This is a genomic window from Pseudomonas sp. R84 (assembly GCF_009834515.1).
GTDB lineage: Bacteria > Pseudomonadota > Gammaproteobacteria > Pseudomonadales > Pseudomonadaceae > Aquipseudomonas.
Genome location: NZ_CP019426.1, coordinates 2,142,923 through 2,169,234, shown reverse-complemented (window position 1 = coordinate 2,169,234; position 26,312 = coordinate 2,142,923). Strand labels below are relative to the sequence as shown.

General features: G+C 59.6%; 24 protein-coding genes and 1 other RNA gene. 15 read left to right on the top strand and 10 right to left on the bottom strand.

Annotated features, from left to right (window positions below):
- Window positions 1-192 precede the first annotated feature (192 nt).
- From ccoN to PspR84_RS09750, 6 genes are all read left to right on the top strand, one after another.
- Window positions 193-1,635: a cytochrome-c oxidase, cbb3-type subunit I gene (gene ccoN, locus PspR84_RS09775; protein WP_007917159.1), complete on the top strand. Its 1,443-nt coding sequence runs from the start codon at window positions 193-195 to the stop codon at window positions 1,633-1,635.
- Complete coding sequence (gene ccoO, locus PspR84_RS09770) at window positions 1,635-2,243, top strand: cytochrome-c oxidase, cbb3-type subunit II (protein ID WP_160057092.1); 609 nt, start codon at window positions 1,635-1,637, stop codon at window positions 2,241-2,243. Before ccoN ends, ccoO begins: the two co-directional genes overlap by 1 nt.
- A gap of 5 nt (window positions 2,244-2,248) precedes the next feature.
- The gene (locus PspR84_RS09765; RefSeq protein WP_003175465.1) at window positions 2,249-2,434 is read left to right on the top strand and encodes a CcoQ/FixQ family Cbb3-type cytochrome c oxidase assembly chaperone; all 186 of its coding nucleotides are present in this window, start codon (window positions 2,249-2,251) and stop codon (window positions 2,432-2,434) included.
- Window positions 2,431-3,414: a cytochrome-c oxidase, cbb3-type subunit III gene (ccoP, locus tag PspR84_RS09760; RefSeq protein WP_007917163.1), complete on the top strand. Its 984-nt coding sequence runs from the start codon at window positions 2,431-2,433 to the stop codon at window positions 3,412-3,414. Before PspR84_RS09765 ends, ccoP begins: the two co-directional genes overlap by 4 nt.
- A 529-nt stretch (window positions 3,415-3,943) precedes the next feature.
- Window positions 3,944-4,198, top strand: coding sequence for a type II toxin-antitoxin system Phd/YefM family antitoxin (locus PspR84_RS09755; protein WP_160057091.1), 255 nt, complete (start codon window positions 3,944-3,946; stop codon window positions 4,196-4,198).
- A complete protein-coding gene (locus tag PspR84_RS09750) occupies window positions 4,198-4,617 on the top strand; it encodes a type II toxin-antitoxin system VapC family toxin (RefSeq protein WP_095124870.1) in 420 nt (139 codons plus the stop codon). The genes PspR84_RS09755 and PspR84_RS09750 overlap by 1 nt, the downstream gene beginning before the upstream one ends.
- A 38-nt stretch (window positions 4,618-4,655) precedes the next feature.
- Here the strand turns inward: PspR84_RS09750 and PspR84_RS09745 are convergent, their stop codons facing one another.
- Window positions 4,656-5,660 (bottom strand): metallophosphoesterase, encoded by a 1,005-nt coding sequence (locus PspR84_RS09745; RefSeq protein WP_160057090.1) that lies wholly within the window; start codon window positions 5,658-5,660, stop codon window positions 4,656-4,658.
- Between the two features lie 544 nt (window positions 5,661-6,204).
- On the opposite strand from PspR84_RS09745, the gene ccoG reads away from it, so the two are divergent.
- From ccoG to hemN, 6 genes are all read left to right on the top strand, one after another.
- Window positions 6,205-7,620 carry a cytochrome c oxidase accessory protein CcoG gene (gene ccoG / locus PspR84_RS09740; protein ID WP_077571861.1) on the top strand — a complete coding sequence of 472 codons (1,416 nt, stop codon included), beginning with the start codon at window positions 6,205-6,207 and terminating at the stop codon, window positions 7,618-7,620.
- Window positions 7,621-7,631: 11 nt separating this feature from the next.
- Window positions 7,632-8,171 (top strand): FixH family protein, encoded by a 540-nt coding sequence (locus tag PspR84_RS09735; RefSeq protein ID WP_160057089.1) that lies wholly within the window; start codon window positions 7,632-7,634, stop codon window positions 8,169-8,171.
- Window positions 8,172-8,362: 191 nt separating this feature from the next.
- A complete protein-coding gene (locus PspR84_RS09730; RefSeq protein WP_160057088.1) occupies window positions 8,363-10,813 on the top strand; it encodes a heavy metal translocating P-type ATPase in 2,451 nt (816 codons plus the stop codon).
- Window positions 10,814-10,837: 24 nt separating this feature from the next.
- Window positions 10,838-11,050: a cbb3-type cytochrome oxidase assembly protein CcoS gene (ccoS, locus tag PspR84_RS09725; protein ID WP_160057087.1), complete on the top strand. Its 213-nt coding sequence runs from the start codon at window positions 10,838-10,840 to the stop codon at window positions 11,048-11,050.
- A complete protein-coding gene (locus PspR84_RS09720) occupies window positions 11,043-11,726 on the top strand; it encodes a sulfite exporter TauE/SafE family protein (protein WP_160057086.1) in 684 nt (227 codons plus the stop codon). The genes ccoS and PspR84_RS09720 overlap by 8 nt, the downstream gene beginning before the upstream one ends.
- A gap of 170 nt (window positions 11,727-11,896) precedes the next feature.
- Window positions 11,897-13,279, top strand: a complete 1,383-nt coding sequence (gene hemN / locus PspR84_RS09715) for an oxygen-independent coproporphyrinogen III oxidase (RefSeq protein ID WP_160057085.1) — start codon at window positions 11,897-11,899, stop codon at window positions 13,277-13,279.
- Here hemN and PspR84_RS09710 read toward each other — a convergent pair.
- On the bottom strand, window positions 13,276-13,758 hold the full coding sequence (locus PspR84_RS09710; protein ID WP_160057084.1) for a hypothetical protein: 483 nt from the start codon (window positions 13,756-13,758) through the stop codon (window positions 13,276-13,278). The genes hemN and PspR84_RS09710 overlap by 4 nt on opposite strands.
- A gap of 154 nt (window positions 13,759-13,912) precedes the next feature.
- On the opposite strand from PspR84_RS09710, the gene fnr reads away from it, so the two are divergent.
- Window positions 13,913-14,647, top strand: coding sequence for a fumarate/nitrate reduction transcriptional regulator Fnr (gene fnr, locus PspR84_RS09705; RefSeq protein ID WP_007918332.1), 735 nt, complete (start codon window positions 13,913-13,915; stop codon window positions 14,645-14,647).
- A gap of 78 nt (window positions 14,648-14,725) precedes the next feature.
- The gene (locus PspR84_RS09700) at window positions 14,726-15,274 is read left to right on the top strand and encodes an adenine phosphoribosyltransferase (protein WP_038365388.1); all 549 of its coding nucleotides are present in this window, start codon (window positions 14,726-14,728) and stop codon (window positions 15,272-15,274) included.
- 110 nt (window positions 15,275-15,384) lie between these two features.
- Here the strand turns inward: PspR84_RS09700 and PspR84_RS09695 are convergent, their stop codons facing one another.
- The 5 genes from PspR84_RS09695 to dnaX all read right to left on the bottom strand — a co-directional run bounded on the left by PspR84_RS09695 (window position 15,385) and on the right by dnaX (window position 21,183).
- A complete protein-coding gene (locus tag PspR84_RS09695; RefSeq protein ID WP_160057083.1) occupies window positions 15,385-16,533 on the bottom strand; it encodes an acyl-CoA dehydrogenase family protein in 1,149 nt (382 codons plus the stop codon).
- 157 nt (window positions 16,534-16,690) lie between these two features.
- Entirely contained in the window at window positions 16,691-17,293 is a 603-nt protein-coding gene (recR, locus tag PspR84_RS09690; protein WP_007918335.1) for a recombination mediator RecR, read from the bottom strand.
- Window positions 17,294-17,359: 66 nt separating this feature from the next.
- On the bottom strand, window positions 17,360-18,394 hold the full coding sequence (locus tag PspR84_RS09685; protein WP_160057082.1) for an NADP-dependent oxidoreductase: 1,035 nt from the start codon (window positions 18,392-18,394) through the stop codon (window positions 17,360-17,362).
- A gap of 262 nt (window positions 18,395-18,656) precedes the next feature.
- The gene (locus PspR84_RS09680; RefSeq protein WP_016984747.1) at window positions 18,657-18,995 is read right to left on the bottom strand and encodes a YbaB/EbfC family nucleoid-associated protein; all 339 of its coding nucleotides are present in this window, start codon (window positions 18,993-18,995) and stop codon (window positions 18,657-18,659) included.
- 67 nt (window positions 18,996-19,062) lie between these two features.
- Window positions 19,063-21,183, bottom strand: coding sequence for a DNA polymerase III subunit gamma/tau (dnaX, locus tag PspR84_RS09675; RefSeq protein WP_160057081.1), 2,121 nt, complete (start codon window positions 21,181-21,183; stop codon window positions 19,063-19,065).
- A 145-nt stretch (window positions 21,184-21,328) separates the two neighbouring features.
- Here dnaX and PspR84_RS09670 point away from each other — a divergent pair, with 145 nt between their 5' ends.
- Window positions 21,329-22,078, top strand: coding sequence for a transporter substrate-binding domain-containing protein (locus PspR84_RS09670; protein WP_160057080.1), 750 nt, complete (start codon window positions 21,329-21,331; stop codon window positions 22,076-22,078).
- 196 nt (window positions 22,079-22,274) lie between these two features.
- On the opposite strand, the gene ffs is transcribed toward PspR84_RS09670, so the two are convergent.
- The 3 genes from ffs to ligA form a co-directional block, all read right to left on the bottom strand.
- An RNA gene (gene ffs, locus PspR84_RS09665) (signal recognition particle sRNA small type) lies at window positions 22,275-22,371 on the bottom strand.
- A 134-nt stretch (window positions 22,372-22,505) separates the two neighbouring features.
- Window positions 22,506-23,669 carry a putative zinc-binding peptidase gene (locus PspR84_RS09660; RefSeq protein WP_160057079.1) on the bottom strand — a complete coding sequence of 388 codons (1,164 nt, stop codon included), beginning with the start codon at window positions 23,667-23,669 and terminating at the stop codon, window positions 22,506-22,508.
- A 169-nt stretch (window positions 23,670-23,838) separates the two neighbouring features.
- A complete protein-coding gene (gene ligA, locus PspR84_RS09655) occupies window positions 23,839-26,196 on the bottom strand; it encodes an NAD-dependent DNA ligase LigA (protein ID WP_160057078.1) in 2,358 nt (785 codons plus the stop codon).
- Window positions 26,197-26,312 lie beyond the last annotated feature (116 nt).

Sequence of the window (26,312 nt, the reverse complement as noted above, 5' to 3'; positions counted from 1 at the left end):
CCTCGCTTTTTTCGTCCGCTGCGACATTTTGTCCGAGGCCGATTTTGTCCTTACGCGGCGCATGGAAAGGCCGCAGAATCAGCGTTGGAAAGCATTGACCCAGGTCATGGCGCGTTGCAATGACCCCCTGCTCTCTGCATACTTGCGGCCGATTTTAATCCTAATAAAACACCCAAACCGTGGAACCTTAGAATGAGCACAGCAATCAGTCCGACTGCTTATAACTATAAGGTAGTCCGCCAGTTCGCCATCATGACGGTGGTCTGGGGGATCCTTGGCATGGGGCTCGGTGTCTTCATCGCCTCGCAACTGGTCTGGCCGGAGTTGAACTTCGGTCTGCCGTGGACGAGCTTTGGACGCCTGCGCCCGTTGCACACAAACCTGGTGATTTTCGCCTTCGGTGGTTGTGCACTATTCGCCACTTCCTACTATGTCGTGCAGCGAACCTGCCAGACGCGACTGATTTCCGACAGCCTCGCGGCCTTCACCTTCTGGGGCTGGCAAGCGGTGATTGTCGGCGCGATCATTACCTTGCCGCTGGGTTACACCACCACCAAGGAATACGCGGAACTGGAATGGCCGATCGCCATTTTGCTGGCCATTGTCTGGGTCACTTACGGTCTGGTGTTCTTCGGCACCATCACCAAGCGCAAAACCAAGCACATCTACGTGGGTAACTGGTTCTACGGTGCCTTCATCGTCGTGACCGCGATGCTGCACATCGTCAACCACATGTCGCTGCCGGTGAACCTGTTCAAGTCCTACTCTGCCTACTCGGGCGCGACCGACGCGATGATCCAGTGGTGGTACGGCCACAACGCGGTGGGCTTCTTCCTCACCACCGGTTTCCTCGGGATGATGTATTACTTCGTGCCGAAACAGGCCGAGCGTCCGATCTACTCTTATCGCCTGTCGATCGTGCACTTCTGGGCACTGATCACCCTGTACATCTGGGCCGGCCCGCACCACTTGCACTACACCGCACTGCCGGATTGGGCACAATCGCTAGGCATGGCGATGTCGATCATCCTCCTGGCGCCAAGCTGGGGCGGCATGATCAACGGCATGATGACCCTGTCGGGTGCCTGGCATAAGCTGCGCACCGACCCGATCCTGCGTTTCCTCGTGGTATCCCTGGCGTTCTACGGCATGTCGACCTTCGAAGGTCCGATGATGGCGATCAAGACCGTCAACTCGCTCTCGCACTACACCGACTGGACCATCGGCCATGTACACGCCGGCGCTCTCGGCTGGGTGGCGATGATCTCGATCGGCGCGATCTACCACATGATCCCGCGTCTGTTCGGCCGTGCGCAGATGCACAGTGTCGGCTTGATCAACGCGCACTTCTGGCTCGCGACCATCGGCACTGTGTTGTATATCGCTTCGATGTGGGTCAACGGCATCACTCAGGGCCTGATGTGGCGTGCAATCAACGACGACGGCACCCTCACCTACTCGTTCGTTGAAGCACTGCAAGCCAGCCACCCGGGTTACATCGTGCGTGCCTTGGGCGGTGCTTTCTTCGCCAGCGGCATGTTCCTGATGGCTTACAACGTCTGGCGCACCGTGCGCGCCTCGAACCCGGCTGAAGCCGAAGCCGCTGCCCAGATCGCTGTCGTTGGAGCTCACTGATGAAGCATGAAGCTGTCGAGAAGAATATTGGCCTGCTGGCCTTCTTCATGGTCATCGCCGTCAGCGTTGGCGGCCTGACCCAAATCGTTCCGCTGTTTTTCCAGGACGTCACCAACAAGCCGGTCGAAGGCATGAAGCCGCGTTCGGCACTGGAGCTGGAAGGCCGCGACGTTTACATCGCCAACGGTTGTGTCGGCTGCCACTCGCAGATGATCCGTCCGTTCCGTGCTGAAACCGAACGCTACGGCCACTACTCGGTTGCCGGTGAAAGCGTCTGGGACCACCCGTTCCTGTGGGGCTCCAAACGTACCGGTCCGGACCTGGCCCGTGTCGGCGGTCGTTACTCCGATGACTGGCAACGTGCGCACTTGTACAACCCGCGCAACGTAGTGCCTGAGTCGAAAATGCCGGCTTACCCGTTCCTCGTGGAAAACAAGCTCGACGGCAAAGAGACGGCCAAAAAAATGGAAGTCTTGCGCACGCTCGGCGTCCCTTACACCGACGAAGACATCGCCGGTGCCAAGGATGCCGTGAAGGGCAAAACCGAAATGGACGCGCTGGTGGCCTACCTGCAAGGCCTGGGCACCATCATCAAAAGCAAACGGTGAATTAGATGGATATCGGGATGATTCGTGGCCTGGGCACCGTTGTCGTGATGGTGGCCTTCATCGGTCTGGCGTTGTGGGTGTTCAGCCCCAAGCGCAAGTCGGAGTTTGAAGACGCGACCTTGTTGCCTTTTGCGGATGATCCCGAAGCCATCAAGCACGTCGAGCAAGCTTCTAGGAGTAACAAAGAATGACTACATTCTGGAGTCTGTACGTCACAGTCCTCAGTCTCGGTACGATCTTCGCCCTGACCTGGCTGCTGCTGTCGACCCGCAAGGGCCAGCGCAGCGAACAGACGGACGAGACGGTCGGGCACTCCTTCGACGGGATCGAGGAGTACGACAACCCACTGCCGAAATGGTGGTTCATGCTGTTTGTCGGCACCATCATTTTTGCCTTGGGTTACCTGGTGCTGTACCCGGGCCTGGGCAACTGGAAAGGCCTGCTGCCGGGCTACAACTACCTTGATAACGACAAACAGACCGCGTTCGCCAACGGCCAGACCGGCTGGACCGGCGTACACGAGTGGGAAAAGGAAATGGCTCGCTCGGACGCCAAATTCGGTCCGATCTTCGCCAAGTTCGCCGCGATGCCAATCGAAGAAGTCGCCAAGGATCCACAAGCACTGAAAATGGGTGGCCGCCTGTTCGCCTCCAACTGCTCGGTGTGCCACGGTTCCGACGCCAAGGGCGCTTACGGTTTCCCTAACCTGACCGACGCCGACTGGCGCTGGGGCGGCGAGCCGGAAACCATCAAGACCACTATCATGGGCGGTCGCCACGCGGTGATGCCGGCCTGGGCTGAAGTGATTGGCGAGCAAGGCGTTGCCGACGTGGCAGCTTTTGTCGTGACCAATCTGGATGGCCGCAAGCTGCCGGAAGGCACCAAGGCTGATCCGGCCAACGGCGGCAAACTGTTCGCCGCCAACTGCGTGGCGTGCCACGGTCCGGCCGGCAAAGGCACTCCCGCCATGGGCGCGCCTGACCTGACTCACCCGGGTGCTTTCATCTACGGTTCGAGCTTTGCGCAACTGCAGCAGACCATTCGTTACGGCCGTCAGGGCCAGATGCCTGCGCAGGAACAACTGCAAGGCAACGACAAGGTGCACCTGCTGGCGGCTTACGTTTACAGCCTGTCTCACGGTGAAAAAGCACCGGAAGCGAACGCCGAATAGGGTCATCGCTTGAAACAAAAAAAGGCCCCGCCAATATTGATTGGCGGGGCCTTTTTTCATGCTGGCATTCATGACTTGTAACGTTTGCTCAATAGACCTGAGGAAAGGTGCCCTGTAGGTTTTTCCCACCCCGATGAGCAGCATCGGGTCAACCTTCAAGGATGAAGCCTACATGTCAAAAAATAACGAAAACACACTGCCAAAATGTTTGCAGCCCTGCCCTGACCATCAAGCAACGCCGGTAAAAACACCTGCTGCGCTCGCACGCTCGACATCGCCAGACACCATGGCCCATCCAGGTAACGGTGGCGGTCTGGACGGTCTCGGCGGCGGCCGATTGCTCTGAAAAAGCAGCAAAACGCAGCGAATATTCGCCCGATATCCTGCGCCCCTGCCCGTTGGCTGGGGCGCTCTGGCTGGTGCCGTTATGACAGTGATAAACCGATCGTCCGCAACCCACCTTTCCGATTGCCGGGAAAACCTCAGCGTAGTAACGTTTCTACACCAGAATCACCGGAGGCCGAACTTGATGGCCATCACGACCATTTCCAGCCGCGAATTCAATCAGGACACCAGTGCTGCCAAAAAAGCCGCGCATCTGGGTCCGGTCATCATTACCGATCGTGGCAAGCCTGCCCATGTACTGCTGAGCATCGAGGAGTACCAGAAACTGACCGGTAGCCAGACCAGCATCGTCGACCTGCTGGTCATGCCGAATGCGCCTGACATCGAATTCGAACCCGAGCGCGCCGTCATCCTCCCTCGCAGCGTGGATCTGTCCTGATGTTTCTACTCGATACCAATGTCGTTTCCGAGCTGAGAAAACCCCAAGCCGACCGGCAAGTGGTGACATGGGCAAACAGCGTTGCCCCGGCCAGCCTGTATTTATCGGCCATCACTGTGCTGGAGCTGGAAACCGGCATTCTGCGTATCGAACGCCGCGACCCGCCACAAGGAGGGATGCTGCGCAACTGGCTCGAGCGTCATGTCAAACCCGCATTCTCGGGAAGAATCCTCTCGGTCGATAGCGCCGTCGCTAGCCGATGCGCACAGCTGCACGTGCCTGATCGCAGCAATGAATGCGACGCTTTGATCGCCGCCACCGCGCTTGTTCATGGGCTGACGCTGGTCACCCGTAATGTTGCCGATTTCCAACTCAGCGGCGTTCATCTGATCAATCCATGGAACGCTGCCAATCACTGATCGTACAAAGCCCCGCCTAATCACTGGCGGGGCTTTTTTTATGGGCGCTTGGCAAAGATTGAATGCACCGGCGTCGTATCGATCAGCGTTCGATTGCGCCACTGATTGTTCTTCACCAGATAGACCTGCAACTGCTTGCGGTCCTCGGTGAAACTGGCAATCAGATAGGTTTGCTGAGACGTACTGCCGCTCAGGTAGATGGGTACGCTACCCTCCCAATAAGCATCACCTCCATCCTTATGTAAATGGCCGGCAAAGATCGCCGTCACTTGATATTTATTGACCATGTCGTGGAAGCGTTTTTGTTGCGCCTGGGTCCCTTTGTGGTTCAACGGTTTATGCATATTGATGATGATGGCGTAACCCGAAACTCGTGCCAGCCTGAGGTCCTTCTCGAGCCAGTCCAGCGCGTCGTTGATTTCAAATGTCGTCGGGTTCAGTGGATGAGCAATCCGGGTGGTATAAGTCGGCTCGTTATTGAGCTGAACCATATGAACTTCGCCGATATTTTTTGAATACGCGAGACTGCCGGAGTACGTCTTGCTGAGAAATCCACTGGTGACTTTCAAATCAAAGCTGTCCACCTTGCCTTCATGATGTTCCTTGAACTCGACGATACTTCCCGCCGCACAGCTATTGGTAAAACAATCATCAACATTATTTTCATAATCGTGATTACCCAGGCCGTACAAGTAGTCACCCTTAAAGTGTTTGTTCAACATATCCTTCATAAAAGACCGCTGCCAGCCATGACCAAAAGCGGTTATGTCACCATTGATCATCAGTGGAACCTGGGCTTGCGAACCATGCTGATTTCTGAAATCAGCAATACTCGCAAGCTGACTGTCGACCAGCCACTTGGAGCGAACTTCGAATTCCGAGTCGGATTCAGGATCACGGTTATCTGTCTTGTCGGTCCAGGGATATTGAGTATCCGAGGCAAAAACCATGTGTTTCGGGGTTCCGGTCATCGCCTGAGCGCAGGCAACCGAAGCCAATAAACAAACCCCCAGCACAACGCTTGTAAACTTATTGAAAGTCATACTTAAAATTCCATTTAAATTAATCAATTACACGCGAACAAGTTTTCGCGAAAACAGAACTTATTAGAAAAAACAGAAAACTTCAAAGCACCGAACCAGAACAATCAAGTAGATATGTTTCAGGCACAAAAAAAACTTACAACAACGCCTGATGCAAAAAGCCATGTTTGAAGTTGCACTTTGAAGTGCTCACTCGGCAACTTCTGCAACTGGAAACCTGAAGATGACACTGTCAGTGCTCGCCCCCCTTCAAGTCGACCCAGATTTTTCCAAGGCTTGCGGTGGCAAGCGCGTCGTACCGATGAACCCCTGACAACAACGGATTAGCCACCACGCCAAAACCGTCCATACTCAATAAGTCAATTGACCTGCATCAGGCTTTACTGCATTCGCTACACCATTCAGGTTTTTTACCCAACGCGACCAAAGGTCGCACCCTCGACCCAGAGCGACCGGCGTATCATTGCGCCACTGCAACGCCCCTTTTTGACCTTGGTTGGCACGTATCGACCGGGGCATTTTTCCACTGCCGTGGGATGCAATGATGAGCAATCAGATTCCGGTACACGACGTCACACCACCGAGCAAAAACGCGAACAACAGCGTTGACCTTTACGCCTCCAGAGAAAAAATCTACACCCGTGCCTTCACCGGTCTGTTCCGCAACTTGCGGATGATGGGCGGCGCCGCCTTGTTCCTGCTGTATTTCGGCACGGTGTGGCTGAACTGGGGCGGTCACCAGGCCGTATGGTGGAATCTGCCGGAGCGCAAGTTCTTCATCTTCGGCGCAACGTTCTGGCCGCAGGATTTCATCCTGCTCTCGGGCCTGTTGATCATTGCCGCGTTCGGCCTGTTCTTCATCACCGTGTATGCCGGGCGCGTCTGGTGCGGTTATACCTGTCCGCAAAGTGTGTGGACGTGGATTTTCATGTGGTGCGAGAAGGTCACCGAAGGCGACCGCAACCAGCGCATCAAGCTCGACAAGGCGCCGATGAGCGCCAACAAGTTCCTGCGCAAAGCCGCCAAACACGTGATGTGGCTATTGATCGGTTTCGTCACCGGCATGACCTTTGTCGGCTACTTTTCGCCGATCCGCGAACTGGTCTTTGAGTTCTTCACAGGGCAAGCCGATGGCTGGTCGTATTTCTGGGTCGGTTTCTTCACCCTCGCTACCTACGGCAACGCCGGCTGGTTGCGCGAGCAGGTGTGTATTTACATGTGCCCGTATGCGCGCTTTCAGAGCGTGATGTTCGACAAGGACACGCTGATCGTCTCCTACGATCCACGTCGTGGCGAAAGCCGTGGCCCGCGCAAGAAAGGTATTGATTACAAAGCCCAGGGCCTTGGTGACTGCATCGACTGCACCATGTGTGTTCAGGTCTGCCCGACCGGCATCGACATCCGCGACGGCCTGCAGATCGAGTGCATCGGCTGCGCCGCGTGCATCGATGCCTGCGACAGCATCATGGACAAAATGGATTACCCGCGCGGGCTCATCAGTTACACCACTGAACACAACCTGTCTGGGCAGAAAACCCATAAACTGCGGCCACGCCTGATCGGTTATGCCGTGGTGTTGCTGGCGATGATCAGCCTGTTGGTCACCGCGTTCTTCATGCGTTCGCTGGTCGGTTTTGACGTCAGCAAGGACCGCGTGCTGTACCGCGAAAACGCTGAAGGCCGAATCGAAAACGTCTACAGCCTGAAGATCATGAACAAGGATCAGCGCGACCACACCTACGTGCTCGAAGCCAGCGGTTTGCCGGATCTGCGCCTGCAAGGCAAGCGCGAGATCAAAGTCGCGGCCGGCGACATCGTCAGCATGCCGGTCGAGTTGTCGAGCGCGCCGGAACAACTGCCATCGAGCACCAACGAGGTGAAATTCCTCCTCAAGGATGCCGATGATGACAGCGTCCACGTTGAAGCCAAGAGCCGATTCATCGGCCCACAAATCCGTTGAGAGAACTGAACATGCCCGCAGCAAACGCCGCAAGTCCCTGGTACAAGCACCTCTGGCCATGGATCATCATCGGGATTCTGGCCTGTTCGGTGACCCTGACCCTGTCCATGGTGACCATTGCGGTGAACAACCCGGACAACCTCGTCAACGACAACTATTACGAGGCTGGCAAAGGCATCAACCGTTCGCTGGACCGTGAGCTGTTGGCGCAGAATCTGAAGATGCGTGCGGCGGTGCGTCTGGATGATGTTACTGGTGAGGTTGATCTGCGTTTGAGCGGTGACAGTCAGCCGAAGACACTGGAATTGAACCTGATTTCGCCGACGCAGCCCGAGAAGGATCGCAAGATTGTCCTGACTCGCAGCGAGACTGAAACGGGCCGCTACATCGGTCAACTGGGTGACAAGGTTGAGGGTCGTCGCTTTGTCGAATTGCTCGGCAGTCAGGATGACCATGTGTGGCGCATGTTCGAGGAAGAGTTGGTGAGCCATGACAAGGATCTGCTGCTCGGTGATGAGCCGCTGCAAGGCGCCGAAGACCTGAAAAAATAAGCAACTTCGAAAGCCCCCTCACCCTAGCCCTCTCCCCCAGGAGAGGGAACTGATCTCGAGCGTTTGCACGTTTTGTGTATGACAGTGAAAATCCAGGCTCACACCGATCGGCGCCCTCTCCCTCCGGGAGAGGGCTGGGGTGAGGGCAAGCGGACAACTCCAATGCAAGGGTTTAATCCCTCAACGATGCCATGACCACCCCACTCCCCTGCTACCACTGCGCCCTGCCCGTCCCCTCCGGCAGCCGCTTCACCGCCGTCGTACTCGGGGATTCCCGCGAGTTCTGCTGTCCGGGCTGTCAGGCTGTGGCCGAAGCCATCGTCGCCGGTGGTCTGGAAAGCTACTACCAACACCGCAGCGAAGCCTCGGCCAACCCCGAAGCATTGCCGGTGCAATTGGTCGATGAGCTGGCCCTGTACGACCGCGCCGATGTGCAGCAACCCTTCGTTCGCCATGAAGGCGATCTGGCCGAAACCACCCTGTTGATGGAAGGCATCAGTTGCGCCGCTTGCGGCTGGCTGATCGAAAAACACCTGCGCACGCTGCCCGCCGTGGCCGAGGCGCGGCTGAACCTGTCCAACCATCGTTTGCACGTGAGTTGGGCCGACGCGCAATTACCGCTGAGCCAGATCCTCGCCGAACTGCGCCACATCGGTTACGCCGCCCACCCGTATCAGGCCGACCGTGCCAGCGAACAACTGGCCAGTGAAAACCGCCTCGCTCTGCGCCAGCTCGGCGTGGCTGGACTGCTGTGGTTTCAGGCGATGATGGCGACCATGGCCACTTGGCCGGAATTCAACATCGACCTCAGCCCCGAGCTGCACACGATCCTGCGCTGGGTCGCACTGTTCCTGACCACACCGATCGTGTTCTACAGCTGCGCGCCGTTCTTCAAAGGCGCAATGCGCGATCTGCGCACGCGCCACCTGACCATGGATGTCTCGGTGTCACTGGCGATCGGCAGCGCCTACATTGCCGGGATCTGGACTTCGATCACCGGCGTTGGCGAGTTGTATTTCGATGCGGTCGGCATGTTTGCGCTGTTCCTGCTCGCCGGCCGCTATCTGGAACGCCGTGCCCGTGAGCGCACCGCTGCCGCGACGGCGCAACTTGTGAATCTATTGCCGGCCTCGTGTCTACGGCTGGACAACAACGGCCAGAGCGAACGCATCCTGCTCAGCGAGCTACGCCTCGGCGAGCGGATTCTGGTGCAGGCCGGCTCGATTCTGCCGGCGGACGGCAAGATCATCGACGGCCAGTCGAGCATCGACGAATCGCTGCTCACCGGCGAATACCTGCCGCAACCGCGCATGCCGGGCGATGCGGTCACCGCTGGCACGCTCAACGTTGAAGGCGCGCTCACCGTGGAAGTTCAGGCGCTGGGCCAAGACACGCGCCTATCGGCCATTGTCCGCCTGCTCGACCGCGCTCAAGCGGAAAAACCGCGACTGGCAGAAATCGCCGACCGTGCCGCGCAATGGTTTTTGTTGTTATCGCTGATCGCCGCAGCCGCCATTGGCCTGTTGTGGTGGGAACTGGATTCGTCGCGAGCATTCTGGATTGTCCTCGCCATGCTGGTTGCCACCTGCCCGTGCGCCCTGTCGCTGGCGACGCCGACCGCGCTCACCGCCGCCACCGGTACCTTGCACAAACTTGGTTTGCTGCTGACGCGCGGGCATGTGCTGGAAGGCTTGAATCAGATCGACACGGTGATCTTCGACAAGACCGGCACCCTCACCGAAGGCCGATTGATGCTGCGTTCGATTCGCCCACTCGGCGCGCAGGACAGTGATCAATGCCTGAGCCTCGCCGCCGCTCTGGAAAACCGGTCGGAACACCCGATTGCCCGTGCCTTTGGCCGTGCGCCGCTGGCCGCTGAAGACGTCCACAGCACGCCGGGGCTTGGCCTCGAAGGCTTGGTGGGCGGACAGCGTTTGCGCATCGGCCAGGCCGAGTTTGTCTGCGCCCTCAGCGGCGCAACGGCACCGTCGATGCCGGACGAGGCCGGCCAATGGTTGCTGCTCGGCGATACTCAAGGGCCACTGGCGTGGTTCGTCCTCGACGATCGCTTGCGTGATGACGCCCCCGCCTTGCTCGCTGCTTGTAAGGCACGCGGCTGGCGTACGCTGTTGTTATCCGGTGACAGCTCGCCGATGGTCGCCAGTGTGGCGGCGGAACTGGGCATTGATGAGGCTCGCGGCGGCTTGCGCCCGGACGACAAACTGCAAGTCCTGCAGCAACTGCACAAGGAAGGTCGCAAAGTGCTGATGCTCGGCGACGGCGTCAACGATGTACCAGTGCTCGCGGCAGCCGACATCAGTGTCGCCATGGGTTCGGCCACCGATCTGGCGAAAACCAGCGCCGATGCGGTGCTGCTGTCCAACCGTCTCGACGCCTTGGTTCAAGCGTTCACTCTGGCTCGGCGCACCCGCCGGGTAATCATCGAGAACCTGCTGTGGGCGGCGCTGTACAATGGCCTCATGTTGCCGTTCGCCGCCCTCGGCTGGATCACGCCGGTGTGGGCCGCCGTCGGCATGTCGATCAGTTCGTTGACCGTGGTGCTCAATGCCCTGCGCCTGACTCGCCTGCCGAGTCCGCCGCCCGCCAGCACCCGATCACAAACCCGCCCGCTGCCGGCCTGAACCGCGCGGGCGCCTGGAGTACCGATGCCAGCTCTCTACGTGATGATCCCGGCCGCCCTGCTGATTGTGGCCATCGCCGTGTACATCTTTTTCTGGGCGGTGGACAGCGGTCAGTACGACGACCTCGACGGCCCTGCGCACAGCATTCTGTTCGATGATCAGGATCCGAACCACACCGCCGCCGTGGACGAAGTCAACGCCAGCAAACCGGACGACAAGGCCCCGCCTCATGCTTGAACTGGCGCCCTTGCTGATCTCGGCATTGATCCTCGGCCTGCTCGGTGGTGGTCATTGCCTGGGCATGTGCGGCGGTTTGATGGGCGCGCTGACTTTGGCGATCCCCAAGGAGCAGCGCAGTCGGCGTTTTCGCTTGTTGCTGGCGTACAACCTGGGCCGAATCCTCAGTTATGCCACGGCTGGCTTGCTGATCGGGCTGGCGGGATGGGCGGTGGCGAACAGTCCAGGCGCATTGTTCATGCGTGTATTGGCCGGGTTGTTGCTGATCGCCATGGGTTTGTATCTGGCCGGTTGGTGGAGCGGACTGACCCGCATTGAAAGCCTCGGCCGCGGGCTGTGGCGCTACATTCAGCCGGTCGCCAATCGCTTGCTGCCGGTGTCGAGTTTGCCTCGCGCGCTGTTGCTTGGCGCGTTGTGGGGCTGGCTGCCGTGCGGACTGGTTTACAGCACGCTGTTGTGGTCGGCGAGTCAGGGCAATGCGCTGGACAGTGCATTGTTGATGCTTGCGTTTGGCCTCGGCACCTGGCCGGTGTTGCTCGCCACAGGGCTTGCGGCTGAGCGGGTTACGGCGCTGTTGCGCAAACGCAGCGTGCGCATGGCCGGTGGTTTGCTGGTGATTCTGTTCGGGATATGGACATTGCCCGGACCGCATCAGCATTGGTTGATGGGCCATTAAGATCAAAAGATCGCAGCCTTCGGCTGCTCCTACCTTTGGAATGCGTTTCCCTGTAGGAGTTGCCGCAGGCTGCGATCTTTTGATCTTATGCTGTTGATGCAAATCAAGATGCCCCTGCGCGCCCTCCCCTAGACTCGCCACACTGCCAGCCTATCCGGGGGAATGCCCGCATGCTCGACGCCATTCGTTGGGACTCTGATCTGATCCGCCGCTACGACCTGGCGGGGCCGCGCTACACCTCTTATCCGACGGCCGTGCAATTTCACGGTCAGGTCGGCACCTTCGACCTGTTTCATGCCCTGCGCGACAGCCGCAAGGCCCTGCGCCCGTTGTCGCTGTACGTGCATGTGCCGTTCTGCGCGAACATTTGCTACTACTGCGCGTGCAACAAGGTCATCACCAAGGACCGAGGTCGCGCGGCGCCATATCTACAGCGGCTGGAGCAGGAAATCCAGTTGATCGCCTGCCACCTCGACCCGGCACAAAAAGTCGAGCAATTGCACTTTGGCGGCGGCACGCCGACCTTTCTCAGCCACGACGAACTGCGGCAGTTGATGGCGCACCTGCGCAAGCATTTCAATCTGCTGGACGACGACTCCGGCGACTACGGTATCGAGATCGACCCGCGCGAAGCCGACTGGTCGACCATGGGCCTGCTGCGCGAACTCGGCTTCAACCGGGTCAGCATCGGCCTGCAGGATCTCGATCCGGCGGTGCAGCGCGCGGTCAATCGCCTGCAGAGTCTGGAAGAAACCCGCGCGGTGATCGATGCCGCGCGCACCCTGCAGTTTCGCTCGATCAATATCGACTTGATTTACGGCTTGCCCAAGCAGACGCCGGAAAACTTCGCCCGCACCGTCGAGGAAGTGATCAGCCTGCAACCGGATCGGCTCTCGGTGTTCAACTATGCACACCTGCCGGAGCGCTTCATGCCGCAGCGGCGGATCAATGGCAATGAACTGCCGGCGCCCGCGCAGAAACTGGAAATGCTCGAGCGCACCATCGAACAGCTCACCGCCGCCGGCTATCGCTACATCGGCATGGATCACTTTGCCCTGCCCGACGATGAGCTGGCGATTGCCCAGGAAGAGCAAACCCTGCAACGCAACTTCCAGGGTTACACCACCCATGGTCATTGCGACTTGATTGGCTTGGGCGTGTCGGCCATCAGCCAGATCGGCGACCTGTACTGCCAGAACAGCAGCGACCTCAACGAGTACCAGAACACCCTCGCCGCCGCGCAACTGGCGACTAGCCGGGGCCTGGTGTGCAACGCCGATGATCGCTTGCGCCGTGCAGTGATTCAGCAACTGATCTGCAATTTCAGTCTGGAATTCGCCGAGATCGAGCAGCAGTTCAACATCGACTTTCAGGGGTATTTCGGCACGCTGTGGCCGCAGTTGCAAGGCATGGCCAGTGATGGCCTGATCGAACTGGATCGCGAGCGGATCGAAGTATTGCCAGCGGGACGTCTGCTGGTGCGCTCGGTGTGCATGGTGTTCGATGCGTATCTGGAGCAGCAGAACCGCCAGCGTTTCTCGCGGGTGATTTAGTTTTTCATCAGCAGCGAACCGACTTTGAAGTTCTGATCCGCGGTCAGGCCCGATTGCCCGACCACTTTGGACAAGGCCAGATTGGCGGTGATCAGACCCGTATTCAACGCGGCGATGGCGCCGCGAAGAGCCGCGACCTTGTTGATTTTTTCTTCGTTGGAAAGGCGCTTGTCGGCCATGACCGCTTCGATAAGCGCCTTTTTCTCGGCAATCTGTTTTTGCAACTTGCGGATCATCTTCAGCAATTGCTGGATGTTCTCCGGCAATCCGCTGTCGTCGATGTCGCTGTTTTCACCACCGACACCGGCGGATTTTGCGATCGACGCACCGGACAGCGACACTTTGACGCCCTCGACCAAGGTCGGGGTTGCCTCTTCGGTCGAGTCTGGGTCGCGTGCATTGCCCGACGAAGCTTTAAACGTTTCCGGCACTGCCGCAACGTCGCTGCTACCGGGGCCCAGCGTGCCAATGGTGGCCATCGAAGCGTTCCTTGTATGCGTTCTGATACCTGTATATCGGCGGCTCGCTCTGCGGCTTTATGGCGGTGGGACAAAGTCGCCACAGACTGGCCTGAATGTCCTCCCGTGGGTTACCCTTACGGCTTATGTGTGTTTTCCCACAAGGATTAAAGAAATGTCCGAGCCAGTTAAACTGCGCGCTCACAACCAGGCCCATTGCAAGGATTGCAGCCTGGCCCCTCTCTGCCTGCCACTTTCTCTGAATCTGGAAGACATGGATGCGCTGGACGAAATCGTTAAACGTGGCCGCCCGCTGAAAAAAGGCGAGTTCCTGTTCCGCCAGGGCGACACGTTCGATTCCGTTTATGCAGTACGCTCCGGCGCCCTGAAGACCTTCAGCCTCAGCGACAGCGGCGAAGAGCAACTGACCGGTTTCCACCTGCCGAGCGAACTGGTCGGCCTGTCCGGCATGGACACTGAGAAACACCCAGTCTCCGCCCAGGCGCTGGAAACCACCTCGGTCTGCGAAATTCCGTTTGAACGCCTCGACGAATTGGCCCTGCAACTGCCGCAGCTGCGCCGCCAGTTGATGCGCGTGATGAGCCGGGAAATCCGCGACGACCAGCAAATGATGTTGCTGCTGTCGAAAAAAACCGCCGACGAGCGCATCGCCACCTTTCTGGTCAATCTGTCCGCGCGCTTCCGCGCTCGCGGCTTCTCGGCCAATCAGTTCCGCCTGAGCATGTCGCGCAATGAAATCGGCAACTATCTCGGTCTGGCCGTGGAAACCGTGTCTCGCGTGTTCACGCGCTTCCAGCAAAACGAGCTGATCGCCGCCGAGGGCAAGGAGATTCACATCCTCGACCCGATCCAGTTGTGCGCACTGGCCGGTGGCTCGATCGAAGGCTGATCTCGATCCGCGGTTGAGCGAAGCGTTTCAGCCGCGGGTATACTGCGCCGTTTGCAGCCCTGCCAGGACACCTCGACGATGGTCTTCGACTCCTTCGACATCAAATCGCTTATCCGCCCAGTGATCGACTTCCCGAAACCGGGCGTGATCTTTCGCGACATCACCCCGCTGTTCCAGTCGCCGACGGCCCTGCGCCTGGTGATGGACAGCTTCGCCCACCGCTACGTTGAAGCCGACTTCACCCACATCGGCGCGATGGATGCCCGTGGTTTCCTGATCGGTTCGGTGTTGGCCTATCAGTTGAACAAGCCGCTGGTGCTGTTCCGCAAGCAAGGCAAACTGCCGGCGGACGTGTTGGCCGAAGGTTATGCGACCGAGTACGGCGAAGCGTTCCTGGAAGTACACGCCGACAGCCTGTGTGAAGGCGACTCGGTGGTGATGTTCGATGACTTGATCGCCACTGGCGGGACGTTGATTGCAGCCGCCAACCTGATTCGCCGCATGGGCGCGCGGGTGCATGAGGCGGCGGCGATCATTGATTTGCCGGAGCTGAACGGGTCGCAGCGGCTTGAGGACATGGGGATTCCTACCTTCTGCCTGACGCAGTTTGCCCTGACTGATAAGTAAGTAGCGCCTGTCAGACCGCTTTCGCGAGCAGGCTCGCTCCCACATTTGGAATGCATTCTCCTGTGGGAGCGAGCCTGCTCGCGAAGGCGTCGGGCGCCTCCACGCAAAACCTAAAGCCCCATCTGCTTGCTGATGATCTCGTTCATCACCTCCCGCGTCCCGCCGCCAATCGACAAGATGCGGTTATCCCGATACAGCCGTTCCACCAGACTCTCGCGCATATACCCCAGCCCGCCGAGAATCTGCACCGCCTCGGTGGTGATCCGGTCCGACGTGTCCGTGGCAAAATTCTTCGCCATGGAAATCTCCTTGATCACACTCTGCCCCGCCGCCATCTTCGCCGCTTGCCGATAGGTGAATTCCCGCGAGACCTCCAGCGCCGTGGCCATCTCGGCGAGGCGATGCTTGATCACCTGGAACTTGCCGATCGGCTTGCCGAACGCCTCACGCTCGCGCGCCCACTTCAGGCTCTCTTCCAACGCAAGCTGTGAGGTCATGTTGGCCATCAGCGCCAGCGCCAGTCGTTCGCTTTGAAAGTTGCCCATGATGCAGGCGAAGCCCATGTTTTCGGCACCGATCAGATTTCCCACAGGCACCCGGCAGTCGTCGAAAAACAATTCAGCCGTGTCCGACGCCCACCAGCCCATTTTCTTCAGCTGGCGACCAACGGTGAAGCCCGGCGTACCCTTCTCGATCAACAACAGGCTGATGCCGCCGAAACCCAGCGCACCGGTGCGCACCGCAACGGTGTAGAAATCGGCGCGTACGCCACTGGTGATAAAGGTTTTGCTGCCGCTGACCCGGTAGCAGTCACCGTCACGCACGGCGCGGGTTTGCAGGTTGGCGACGTCGGAGCCGCCGACGGGCTCGGTGACCGCCAGGGCGCTGATCTTCTCGCCGCTGAGCACTTGCGGCACAACACGCTCACGCACCTCGGGATGGGCCCATTTGACGATCGGCGGCAAGCCGATATCCAGCGAGCCGAGCCCCGCTACCAGGCCGCCAGAGCCGCAGCGCATCAACTCCTCGCTGGCGGCAACCTTGGCGAACAGATCGCCTTCATGGCTGCCTCCCAGCGTTTCGGGGTAACCAATGCCGAGGATGCCTGCCGCGCCAGCCTTCAGGTATAGCTCGCGGGGGAAGCTTTCGGCTTCTTCCCACTGATCGATGTCCGGCAGGATCTCGCGTTCGACGAAACGTCTGACGCTGTCGCGGACCAATTGGTGGCTGGGGTCGAAGTATTCCTGAAAGGCAGGCATGGGCGAGCTCCACGGAAGGGTTCGCCGAACTTAACCGAGCGCTTGCTTGGTTTACAAGATGCAGAAGATCAAAAGATCGCAGCCTTCGGCAGCTCCTACATTGGAAATACGCGCTTCCCTGTAGGAGCTGCCGAAGGCTGCGATCTTTTGATTTTTATCAGAGGGAGATCGGTTTACGCCCGGCAAACGAATGCGCCAGCGTGCCGCCATCGACCAGCTCCAGCTCACCACCCAACGGCACGCCGTGGGCAATCCGCGAAGCGATCAGGCCTTTGTTGCTCAGCAGCTGTGCGATGTAATGCGCCGTCGCCTCACCTTCCACTGTCGGATTGGTGGCGAGAATGACTTCGGTAAACGTCCCCGCCTCTTCGATCCGCGTCATCAACTGCGGAATGCCGATCGCCTCAGGCCCGAGGCCATCAAGCGGCGACAAATGGCCCTTGAGCACAAAGTAGCGCCCACGGAAGCCGGTCTGCTCGACGGCATACACATCCATCGGCCCTTCGACCACGCACAGCAGCGTGTCGTCACGGCGGGTATCGGCGCATTGCGGGCACAGATCGTCTTCGGTCAGCGTGCGGCACTGGCGGCAGTGACCGACCCCTTCCATAGCCTGGCTGAGGGCCTGGGCCAGACGCAAACCGCCGCTGCGGTCACGCTCGAGCATCTGCAACGCCATGCGCTGGGCGGTTTTCTGACCCACGCCCGGCAAGGTGCGCAAGGCGTCGATCAGTTGGCGAATCAAAGGGCTGAAGCTCATGGGTAAAAAGTCCGACAAAACAACGAGACGCGGTTTATACCCGCGCCTCCGGCCAGCGTCAAATACTCAGTCCTGCGCGACCTTCACTACCAGTTTGCCGAAGTTGCGCCCCTCCAGCAGACCGATAAACGCCTCGGGTGCCTGCTCCAGGCCTTCCACCACGTCCTCGCGGAATTTGACCTTGCCATCGCGCACCCACGGCACCATGTGGCTGATGAATTCCGGCTGACGATCGCCGTAGTCGTCGAACACGATAAAGCCCTGAATGCGCACGCGCTTGGTCAGCAGTGTGCGTTGCAGCATTGGCAGGCGATCCGCGCCTTGCGGCGCTTCGGAGGCGTTGTAACCGGCGATCAGGCCACACAACGGAATGCGCGCCTTGGGGTTGAGCAACGGCATCACCGCATCGAACACATGACCACCGACGTTCTCGTAATAGATGTCGATGCCATCGGGGCAGGCCTTGGCCAATTGCTCAGCAAAATCGGGCGCCTTGTGATCGATGCAGGCATCGAAACCCAGCTCTTCGACCACGTATTTGCATTTGTCGGCACCGCCGGCCACGCCGACCGCGCGCAGGCCTTTGATCTTCGCCACTTGGCCGACCACCGAGCCCACCGCGCCGGACGCCGCAGCGACGACTAGCGTTTCGCCTTCTTTAGGCTGACCGATGTCCATCAAGCCCATGTACGCGGTCATGCCCGGCATGCCCAACACACCCAGCGCCATCGACGGGCTCGGCAGACCGGACGGAATCGGGATGATGTTACGACCGTCGCTGATGCTGTGGCTTTGCCAACCGGTGGCGCCGACCACCAGATCGCCTTTATGAAACTTCGGATGACGTGAGTCCTCGACACGGCTGACAGCGCCACCGGTCATCACTTCGCCGATTTGCACCGGCGCAGCGTAGGACGGCGCGTCACTCATGCGTCCGCGCATATAGGGATCGAGGGACAGGTACAGGGTTTTCAGCAGTACTTCACCGTCCTGCAGATCCGGCAGCGCTTCGCGTTCGAGGCGGAAGTTTTCCGGGGTCGGCGCACCGACCGGGCGTGAGGCGAGGACAAAGCGCTGGTTGAGGGTGAGAGGTTCGGACATGTCAGCGTCTCCTGTGAAGGGTGAATTCAGCGGGTATAGAGCAGACCGTTGAGGCTTTTGCGCGTTCGATGTTTATTCAGGTGGACCGAGGTGAATTCATTCGCGAGCAGGCTCGCTCCCACAGGGGAATGCGTTTCAAATGTGGCAGCGAGCCTGCTCGCGAAGGCGGCCTCAAAGACACCGCACCACCAAGAGTCGGAAACAAAAATGCCAGGCGCAAGGCCTGGCATTTTGTGTAGCTCATCTGCCGCCGATTGGCGAATCAGAATGGCAGTTTCATACCGGCTGGCAGGTTCATGCCGGCGGTCATGTTGCCCATTTTGTCCTGGCTGTTTTTTTCGATCTTGCGCACGGCGTCGTTGACGGCGGAAGCAATCACCGCTTCCAGCATTTCTTTGTCGTCTTCGCTCATGCCTTCAACCAGGCTTGGGTCGATGCTCACGCTTTTCACGTCGTGACGACCGGTCATCACCACGGTGACCATGTCGCCGCCGGCCTTACCGGTGACTTCGGCGTTGGCCAGTTCTTCCTGCATCTTGGCCATTTTTTCCTGCATCTGCTGCGCCTGCTTCATCAGGCCGGCCATGCCACCTTTCATCATGGGAATCACCTCAAAAGTACTTGGATCAAAACAGCGCCCGGCCAGCAAGGCCGGGCACCTTCAGTTATTAGCCTTGGGCGACCAAGGCGTCGACAGGTTCAATAGTATCGTGTCGCACCACCGCGCCGAACTGCTGAACCATCTGCTGGATGAACGGATCGCCGTGAATCGACTCCTCCGCCTCGCGTTGACGGTTGGCGCGCCGGCGGGATGCGGCCTGAGCCGGGGTCTCCTGTTCGGGCTTGATCAGCTCGATGGTCAGGCTCAGCGTGCGGCCGTGGAACTGGTTCAACGCGTCGTTCAGACGCCGCTGTTGCGTAGCGTTGAACAGTGCGCTGTGCGCCGGGTCGAGGTGCATCAGCCAATGATCGCCATCGACCGCGATCAACGTGCAGTTGGCGGCGATGCTGCCGGTCATGCCGGAGATCGGCAGTTTCGGGAACAGCTCCAGCCATTGCAACGCCAAACCTGTGGCCGGCGCTGCAGCCGGTTCTGGCTCAGGTTCCGGGGCAGGCTCGGCGGCGTGTTCGCTGGCCAGTTCGTCGAGGTAGCTGTAGGCCGAATCCATGTCCGGCTCGATGTAGTCCTCGTCGAGCGGCGGCTCGTCGTCCATGTCGATGCCCGGTGTGGCGGCATCGACATCGGCGACCGACGGCTCGGGAATCGGTGCGGCGGCCCATTCTGGAGCCTCCGGAACGACGCTGTCCGGGGTCGGCAACGGCATCGGCGGCAAATCGGGTTGCTCGGCGGTGGTTTCCAGTACCGGCTCGACGGCGGGTTGCTGCGCAGGCTCGGGCTCTGGCTCCGTCTCGGGCTCAGCCGGGGCATTCCACGGCAGGTCGACGACGGCTTCGGCGACGACAGGCGCAGGTTCAGGATCAGGATCATGTTCAGGTTCTGGCGCGGCAACGGGCGCAACCGGCGCGGGTTCGGGAGCCGGTGCAGGCGCTGGTACCGCCACGGGTGCCGGAGCTGGAGCCGGCGCAACAGCCGCAGCGACTACCGGCGCAGGTTTAGGCGCGGCAGCCACGGAGTTTGCGGAATCAACTGTGGCCTGGCTGATCCCCACTGGCTTTAGCGGTTGCCTCGGGGCGTCCGCGGTGTCGGCGGGCCGGAAAGCAAGCATCCGCAGCAGGACCATTTCGAAACCGCCACGCGGATCCGGCGCCAGCGGCAAATCGCGGCGACCGATCAGGCCCATCTGGTAATAAAACTGCACGTCTTCGGCCGGCAACGCCTGCGCCAAGGCCAGCACGCGATCGCGGTCACCGTGCCCGTTGTCGACACCTTCCGGCAACGCCTGAGCGATGGCCACGCGGTGCAACACGTTGAGAATTTCCGAGAGCACGCCGTTCCAGTCAGGGCCCTGTTCGGCCAAGTGACGCACCGCCTCAAGCAACGCCTTGGCATCGCCTTCGATCAACGAATGCAGGACGTCATAGACCTGACCGTGATCCAGCGTACCGAGCATTGCCCGCACGTCGGTGGCGAGCACCTTGCCTTCACCGAAGGCAATCGCCTGATCGGTCAGACTCATGGCATCTCGCATCGAACCGTCAGCGGCGCGACCGAGCAGCCACAGCGCATCGTCTTCGAACGGCACGTTTTCGGCGGTCAGGACGTGGGTCAAATGCTCGACCACACGCTCGGGCGTCATGTTCTTCAGCGAGAACTGCAGGCAGCGCGACAAAATCGTTGCCGGAAGTTTCTGCGGGTCAGTGGTCGCCAGAATGAACTTGACGTACGGCGGCGGCTCTTCGAGGGTTTTCAGCAGCGCATTGAAGGAATGGCTGGAAAGCATGTGCACTTCGTCGATCAGGTAGACCTTGAAGCGCCCACGGCTTGGCGCGTACTGCACATTGTCGAGCAGTTCGCGGGTGTCTTCGACCTTGGTGCGGCTCGCGGCGTCGATCTCGATCAGGTCGACAAAGCGACCTTCGTCGATTTCACGGCACACCGAGCATTCGCCGCACGGGCTGGAAGTGATACCTGTCTCACAGTTCAGGCATTTGGCAATGATCCGCGCAATCGTGGTTTTACCCACCCCGCGCGTACCGGTGAACAGGTACGCGTGGTGCAGCCGCTGGCTGTCCAAGGCATTGATCAGAGCCTTGAGCACATGGGTCTGGCCGACCATTTCGCGGAACGAGCGCGGACGCCATTTACGTGCAAGAACCTGATAACTCATCGAAAACCGTCGCAGCGAAGGAAGCAGAAGCGGCTAATGCTAGCGGAGCAAGGGCAAAATTGCATCCGGTGTCCTCGTCTAATATGGCTAAGCTGCATCAGCAGAGGCTTTTATCGGCTCGGGATCGGGAATTACCGGAGCGTTTATGCGGTGGGCCGTGGGGGCGTTGCTGGGAATCAGCCTGAATGTGATGGCAGCGCAAGCCCCGTTGCGCTTCGCCATGCCCGACAGCTGGGCGATGCCGATGGTGCAATACGAACGCGGCCGCCCGACCCAGGGCATTCTTTACGACCTGATGCTCAGCCTGGCCACGCAGGTCGGCGTACCGGCCGAGTTTCACGTCCTGCCCCGCGCCCGTGTGCAGACGGCGATGGAGCACGGCGAGATCGACGTGCGCTGCTATGCCGCGCAGTCATGGCTGCCGAATCAGTCGGGGGACTACATCTGGAGTCTGCCGTTGTTCTTCCAGCGCGATCTGTTGATCAGCCGCAAGGATCAACCTGCCAGCGCCGATCCCGCTCACCTGCCCCGCCAATCCATCGGCACCGTGCTTGGCTACACCTACCCGACTCTGCAACCGTTGTTCGACGCTGACCGACTGCAACGCGAAGATGCGCGCAATCAGGAGCAGGTGTTGGAGAAGCTGCTGGCCGGGCGTTATCGGTATGCAGTGAGCAATCAGTGGACGCTGGACTGGTTTAACCAACGCTTGATGCCGGAGCAACAACTGCAAGCGGTGGCGGTGTTGCAGGAGCAGAAGGTCGGTTGTTATGTGAGGAATGATCCGAAGGTGCCGGTGCAGCGGATATTGCGCACGTTACTGCGGATGAAAATGTCGGGGGAGATTGATGAGATTATCCGGTTGTATACCGGGTCCTCTGAAGCCACCCCATAACCCTTGTAGGAGTGAGCCTGCTCGCGATGGCGTCCTGTCTCCCAAACATGAGCTGACTGGCCCACCGCCATCGCGAGCAGGCTCACTCCTACAGGGGATTTGTGCCGACCTGACAAATCGCAGACACAAAAAAACCGCAGTGGGCGAAACCCATGCAGTTCTGGTTGAAGCGTTCGATTGTTCGTTAAGGTGGTAACCCCACCAGCCACACCCCGGCACACAATGTTCCCGCTGTGGCTGCTGCCTTCCGGCTCTGACCAGGTTCACGGGTAATCGTTGCGGGGGGACCGATGGGGTCACCATAACGACGCTTGCCTGTCGGCGAGCCGCGCCATTGTACCTATCTGAGACGAAGTTACAACCGTTGGTTGCAGATTAAAAATATGAACGGGTTCAAGGACATAAAGATCGCAGCCTGCGGCAGCGCCTACAGGGCCAAAACCTCGTCCGCCCGGCCGCCCGCCTGCTGGATCACCAGATGAATGAAGTGCAGCTTGGCAATCGCCGCCGCCGGCAATACGAACGGATAGAAATCCGGCTGACCCATGCTGCGTGACAGTTCATTGAGCATCCCCGCCAACTCGATCCACGCATTGACGAACGATAGGAACGCCTCGCCGCCGGGATGCTCCGGGTCGTACAGCGTGCTGGTCGGAAACGGCTGGTAATCAAAATCCATTTCCCGCGCGCTCATGCCAAAACCCAACGCGGTGTCCACGGCATCCATCATGTGCAGGTAATGCGCCCAAGTTTCCGCCCAGTCTTCCCAGGGATGCATGGTTGCGTAGGCGCTGACGTATTGCTGCGGCCAGTCCAGCGGCGCGCCTTGCTGATAGTGACGATCGAGCGCCTCGGCGTAACTGGCGCGTTCGTCGCCGAACAGGCTGCGGAATGAGCCGAGCCACGGGCCGTTGGCGATCAGGCGATCCCAGTAATAGTGGCCCACCTCATGGCGAAAATGTCCGAGCAGCGTGCGATACGGTTCGTGCATCTGCGCCCTCACCTGCTCGCGGTGGGCATCGTCGGCTTCTTTGATGTCGAGGGTGATCAGGCCGTTGGCGTGGCCGGTCATCGGCGCGTTGCCTTCGAGGTCGACGCCGATGAAATCGAAGGCCAGCCCGGTGTCTTCATCCACGCTCTTCGGGATGACCTGCAAGCCGAGGGTGATCAGTTGTGCGACAAGACGACGCTTGGCGATTTCGACTTTGCGCCAGCGTTCGGGGTTGTCCGGATCGGACAGGTCGGGGATGGTGCGATTGAGGCTGCAAGCGATGCACAGGCTGTCGTGATCGTTGGCCGGCAGCAGCCAGTTGCACGCGGCGGCTGTGTCGAGGTTGGCGCAGCGGCGGAACAATCCGGCGTCGGGATCGGCGTCGAGCGTCCAGGTGCCCTCGTACGGGCCCGGTTGCAGCGAAGTCAGACGACTTTCTTCCGGTTGATAACCGAGCAAAGCGTTACAGGCCAGGCACTGGCTGTTGCGAAAGAACAGCGACTGGCCGCAGCGGCACGGCCAGACTTTGCTGTTGCGTGAGGATTCGCCCATGAACGGCGCGATGATGCGGGAACTGAGCTGCTCGAAAAAACGGTGCATGGCGATCTCTCCCTGGGGCTTGCCAAGACTAGATCATTCCCGTGACAACATCGTTCCCGCGCTGTGTTTGGGATAAATCAAAAGATCGCAGCCTGCGGCAGCTCCTACAGGAGATCAATGTGCTAGACACTAACCCCAAGGAGCTGCCGCAGGCTGCGATCTTTTGATCTTAAACGGCGACGCCGTGAGTTTTGAGGAACGCGATGAAAGTTTCTTCGTCCATCACTTTCACGCCCAACTCATTGGCCTTGGTCAGTTTGGAACCGGCGCCGGGGCCTGCGACCACACAATGGGTCTTCGCCGACACCGAACCCGCGACCTTGGCGCCCAGGCTTTCCAGATGCTCCTTGGCGACATCGCGGCTCATCAACTCGACCTTGCCGGTCAGCACCCAGGTTTCGCCGGACAGTGGCAAGCCTTCCACGACTTTCCTCTCGCTCTGCCAGTGCATGCCGAAATCACGCAGTTGTTTCTCAGATGCCTCAGCCAGTTGCCGATGCTCAGGCAACGCAAAAAACTCTCGCACCGAATTCGCCTGTTTCTCCGGCAATGCCTGACGCATGTCCAGCCAGTCCGCATCCATCACCGCTTCCAGCGAGCCAAACTTGTCCGCCAGTTTCTGCGCGCCACCGGGGCCGACCGACGGAATGTGCAGCTTGTCGAGGAAGCCACCCAGCGTCGTGCTGGCAGCAAACTCGGCGCCCAGCTCACCCTGATCCTGAATCTGCAAACCATGCCCCAGCAACTCGGCAATCACCTGCTGGTTATGCGCATCCTCAAAGAAGCTGTGAATCTCGTGCGCCACTTCCAAGCCGACATCCGGCAGGTAGGTCAGCACTTGCGGCAGCGCCTGCTGCACACGCTCCAGCGAACCCAGCGAGCGCGCCAGCACCTTGGCCGTCTCTTCGCCGACATCGGGAATCCCCAGCGCATAAATGAAGCGCGCCAGCCCCGGCTTCTTGCTGTCCTCAATGGCTGCCAACAGTTTGTTGCTGGAGACTTCGGCAAAGCCTTCCAGATCGACGATATCGTCAAACTTCAGCGCATACAGATCAGCCGGCGAATTGACTAAACCTTCATCGACCAGTTGCTCGACACTCTTGTCGCCCAGCCCTTCGATATCCATCGCCCGACGCGAAACGAAATGAATGATCGCCTGCTTCAGTTGTGCGCCGCAGGCCAGACGGCCGACGCAGCGATACACCGCGCCTTCGCTGACGGTTTCTTTGCCTTTGCTGCGCTTGACCAGTTGCGTGCGCTCGACGTGTGAGCCACAGACCGGACAGCTCTCGGGAATCGCCACCGGCCGTGCGTTTTCCGGGCGGCGCTCCAGAACCACCTGCACCACCTGCGGAATCACATCACCGGCGCGGCGGATAATCACGGTGTCGCCGATCATCAGGCCCAGACGCGCGACTTCATCCATGTTGTGCAGCGTGGCGTTGGCCACGGTGACGCCAGCGACCTTGACCGGTTTCAATCGTGCCACCGGCGTAACAGCGCCAGTACGGCCAACCTGAAACTCGACGTCGAGCAGTTCGGTGAGTTCTTCCATCGCCGGGAATTTATGCGCAATCGCCCAGCGCGGCTCACGGGCACGGAAGCCCAGTTCACGCTGATCGGCAATGCTGTTGACCTTGAACACCACGCCATCGATTTCATACGTCAGCGAGTTACGGCGCGCGCCAATGTCGCGGTAGTAATCCAGACATTCGTCGATGCCCTTGGCCAGCTTCAGCTCGTGGCTGATCGGCATGCCCCACTGCTGCAACTGCTTGAGGTTGCCGATGTGGGTGTCGGCAATATCGTGGGAAACCTGACCGATGCCGTAGCAGCAGAATTCCAGCGGACGGTTGGCGGTGATCTTCGAATCGAGCTGGCGCAAGCTGCCGGCAGCAGCATTGCGCGGGTTGGCGAAAGTCTTACCGCCAACTTCCAGTTGCGAGGCATTAAGGCGCTCGAAACCGGCCTTGGACATGAACACCTCACCGCGCACTTCCAGCGTCGCCGGCCAGCCTTCGCCGTGCAGCTTCAGCGGAATATTGCGCACGGTGCGCACGTTGACGCTGATGTCTTCACCAGTAGTGCCGTCGCCGCGTGTGGCGCCACGTACCAGCACACCGTCCTGATAGAGCAGGCTGACCGCCAGGCCATCGAGCTTTGGCTCGCAGCTGTATTCCACCGCCGCGCCGCCGCCAAACAGATCACCTGCAGGGATATCCAGCCCCTCGGTGACGCGGCGATCGAACTCGCGCATGTCGCTTTCTTCGAAGGCGTTGCCGAGGCTGAGCATCGGCACTTCGTGACGCACCTGAGTGAACGCGGTGAGCGCCACGCTGCCGACGCGCTGGGTCGGCGAGTCGCTGGTAATCAGCTCCGGATTGGCCGCTTCCAGCGCCTTGAGCTCGTGGAACAACCGGTCGTACTCGGCGTCCGGAATGCTCGGCTCGTCGAGGACATGGTAACGGTAGTTGTGTTGATCGAGTTCAGCGCGTAGCTCGAGAATGCGGTTTTTCGCGGCGGTCATGGGTGTTCTCTCATAAAGCAAAAGAGCAGCCGAGGCTGCTCTAATTCATCTATCTGTGGCAGCAGAAGCAAAAGATCGCAGCCTTCGGCAGCTCCTACAGAAATAGCATTCCTGTA

Coding starts and splice junctions, on each gene's coding strand:
- PspR84_RS09700 (WP_038365388.1), top strand. CDS start 14,726: ATGGTCTTCGACTCCTTCGACATCAAATCGCTTATCCGCCCAGTGATC.
- PspR84_RS09685 (WP_160057082.1), bottom strand. CDS start 18,394: ATGTCCGAACCTCTCACCCTCAACCAGCGCTTTGTCCTCGCCTCACGC.
- hemN (WP_160057085.1), top strand. CDS start 11,897: ATGCTCGACGCCATTCGTTGGGACTCTGATCTGATCCGCCGCTACGAC.
- recR (WP_007918335.1), bottom strand. CDS start 17,293: ATGAGCTTCAGCCCTTTGATTCGCCAACTGATCGACGCCTTGCGCACC.
- PspR84_RS09765 (WP_003175465.1), top strand. CDS start 2,249: ATGGATATCGGGATGATTCGTGGCCTGGGCACCGTTGTCGTGATGGTG.
- ccoG (WP_077571861.1), top strand. CDS start 6,205: ATGAGCAATCAGATTCCGGTACACGACGTCACACCACCGAGCAAAAAC.
- ccoS (WP_160057087.1), top strand. CDS start 10,838: ATGCCAGCTCTCTACGTGATGATCCCGGCCGCCCTGCTGATTGTGGCC.
- PspR84_RS09680 (WP_016984747.1), bottom strand. CDS start 18,995: ATGATGAAAGGTGGCATGGCCGGCCTGATGAAGCAGGCGCAGCAGATG.
- ccoP (WP_007917163.1), top strand. CDS start 2,431: ATGACTACATTCTGGAGTCTGTACGTCACAGTCCTCAGTCTCGGTACG.
- PspR84_RS09660 (WP_160057079.1), bottom strand. CDS start 23,669: ATGCACCGTTTTTTCGAGCAGCTCAGTTCCCGCATCATCGCGCCGTTC.
- ccoN (WP_007917159.1), top strand. CDS start 193: ATGAGCACAGCAATCAGTCCGACTGCTTATAACTATAAGGTAGTCCGC.
- PspR84_RS09695 (WP_160057083.1), bottom strand. CDS start 16,533: ATGCCTGCCTTTCAGGAATACTTCGACCCCAGCCACCAATTGGTCCGC.
- PspR84_RS09730 (WP_160057088.1), top strand. CDS start 8,363: ATGACCACCCCACTCCCCTGCTACCACTGCGCCCTGCCCGTCCCCTCC.
- ligA (WP_160057078.1), bottom strand. CDS start 26,196: ATGACCGCCGCGAAAAACCGCATTCTCGAGCTACGCGCTGAACTCGAT.
- PspR84_RS09670 (WP_160057080.1), top strand. CDS start 21,329: ATGCGGTGGGCCGTGGGGGCGTTGCTGGGAATCAGCCTGAATGTGATG.
- PspR84_RS09755 (WP_160057091.1), top strand. CDS start 3,944: ATGGCCATCACGACCATTTCCAGCCGCGAATTCAATCAGGACACCAGT.
- fnr (WP_007918332.1), top strand. CDS start 13,913: ATGTCCGAGCCAGTTAAACTGCGCGCTCACAACCAGGCCCATTGCAAG.
- ccoO (WP_160057092.1), top strand. CDS start 1,635: ATGAAGCATGAAGCTGTCGAGAAGAATATTGGCCTGCTGGCCTTCTTC.
- PspR84_RS09745 (WP_160057090.1), bottom strand. CDS start 5,660: ATGACTTTCAATAAGTTTACAAGCGTTGTGCTGGGGGTTTGTTTATTG.
- PspR84_RS09735 (WP_160057089.1), top strand. CDS start 7,632: ATGCCCGCAGCAAACGCCGCAAGTCCCTGGTACAAGCACCTCTGGCCA.
- PspR84_RS09750 (WP_095124870.1), top strand. CDS start 4,198: ATGTTTCTACTCGATACCAATGTCGTTTCCGAGCTGAGAAAACCCCAA.
- PspR84_RS09720 (WP_160057086.1), top strand. CDS start 11,043: ATGCTTGAACTGGCGCCCTTGCTGATCTCGGCATTGATCCTCGGCCTG.
- dnaX (WP_160057081.1), bottom strand. CDS start 21,183: ATGAGTTATCAGGTTCTTGCACGTAAATGGCGTCCGCGCTCGTTCCGC.
- PspR84_RS09710 (WP_160057084.1), bottom strand. CDS start 13,758: ATGGCCACCATTGGCACGCTGGGCCCCGGTAGCAGCGACGTTGCGGCA.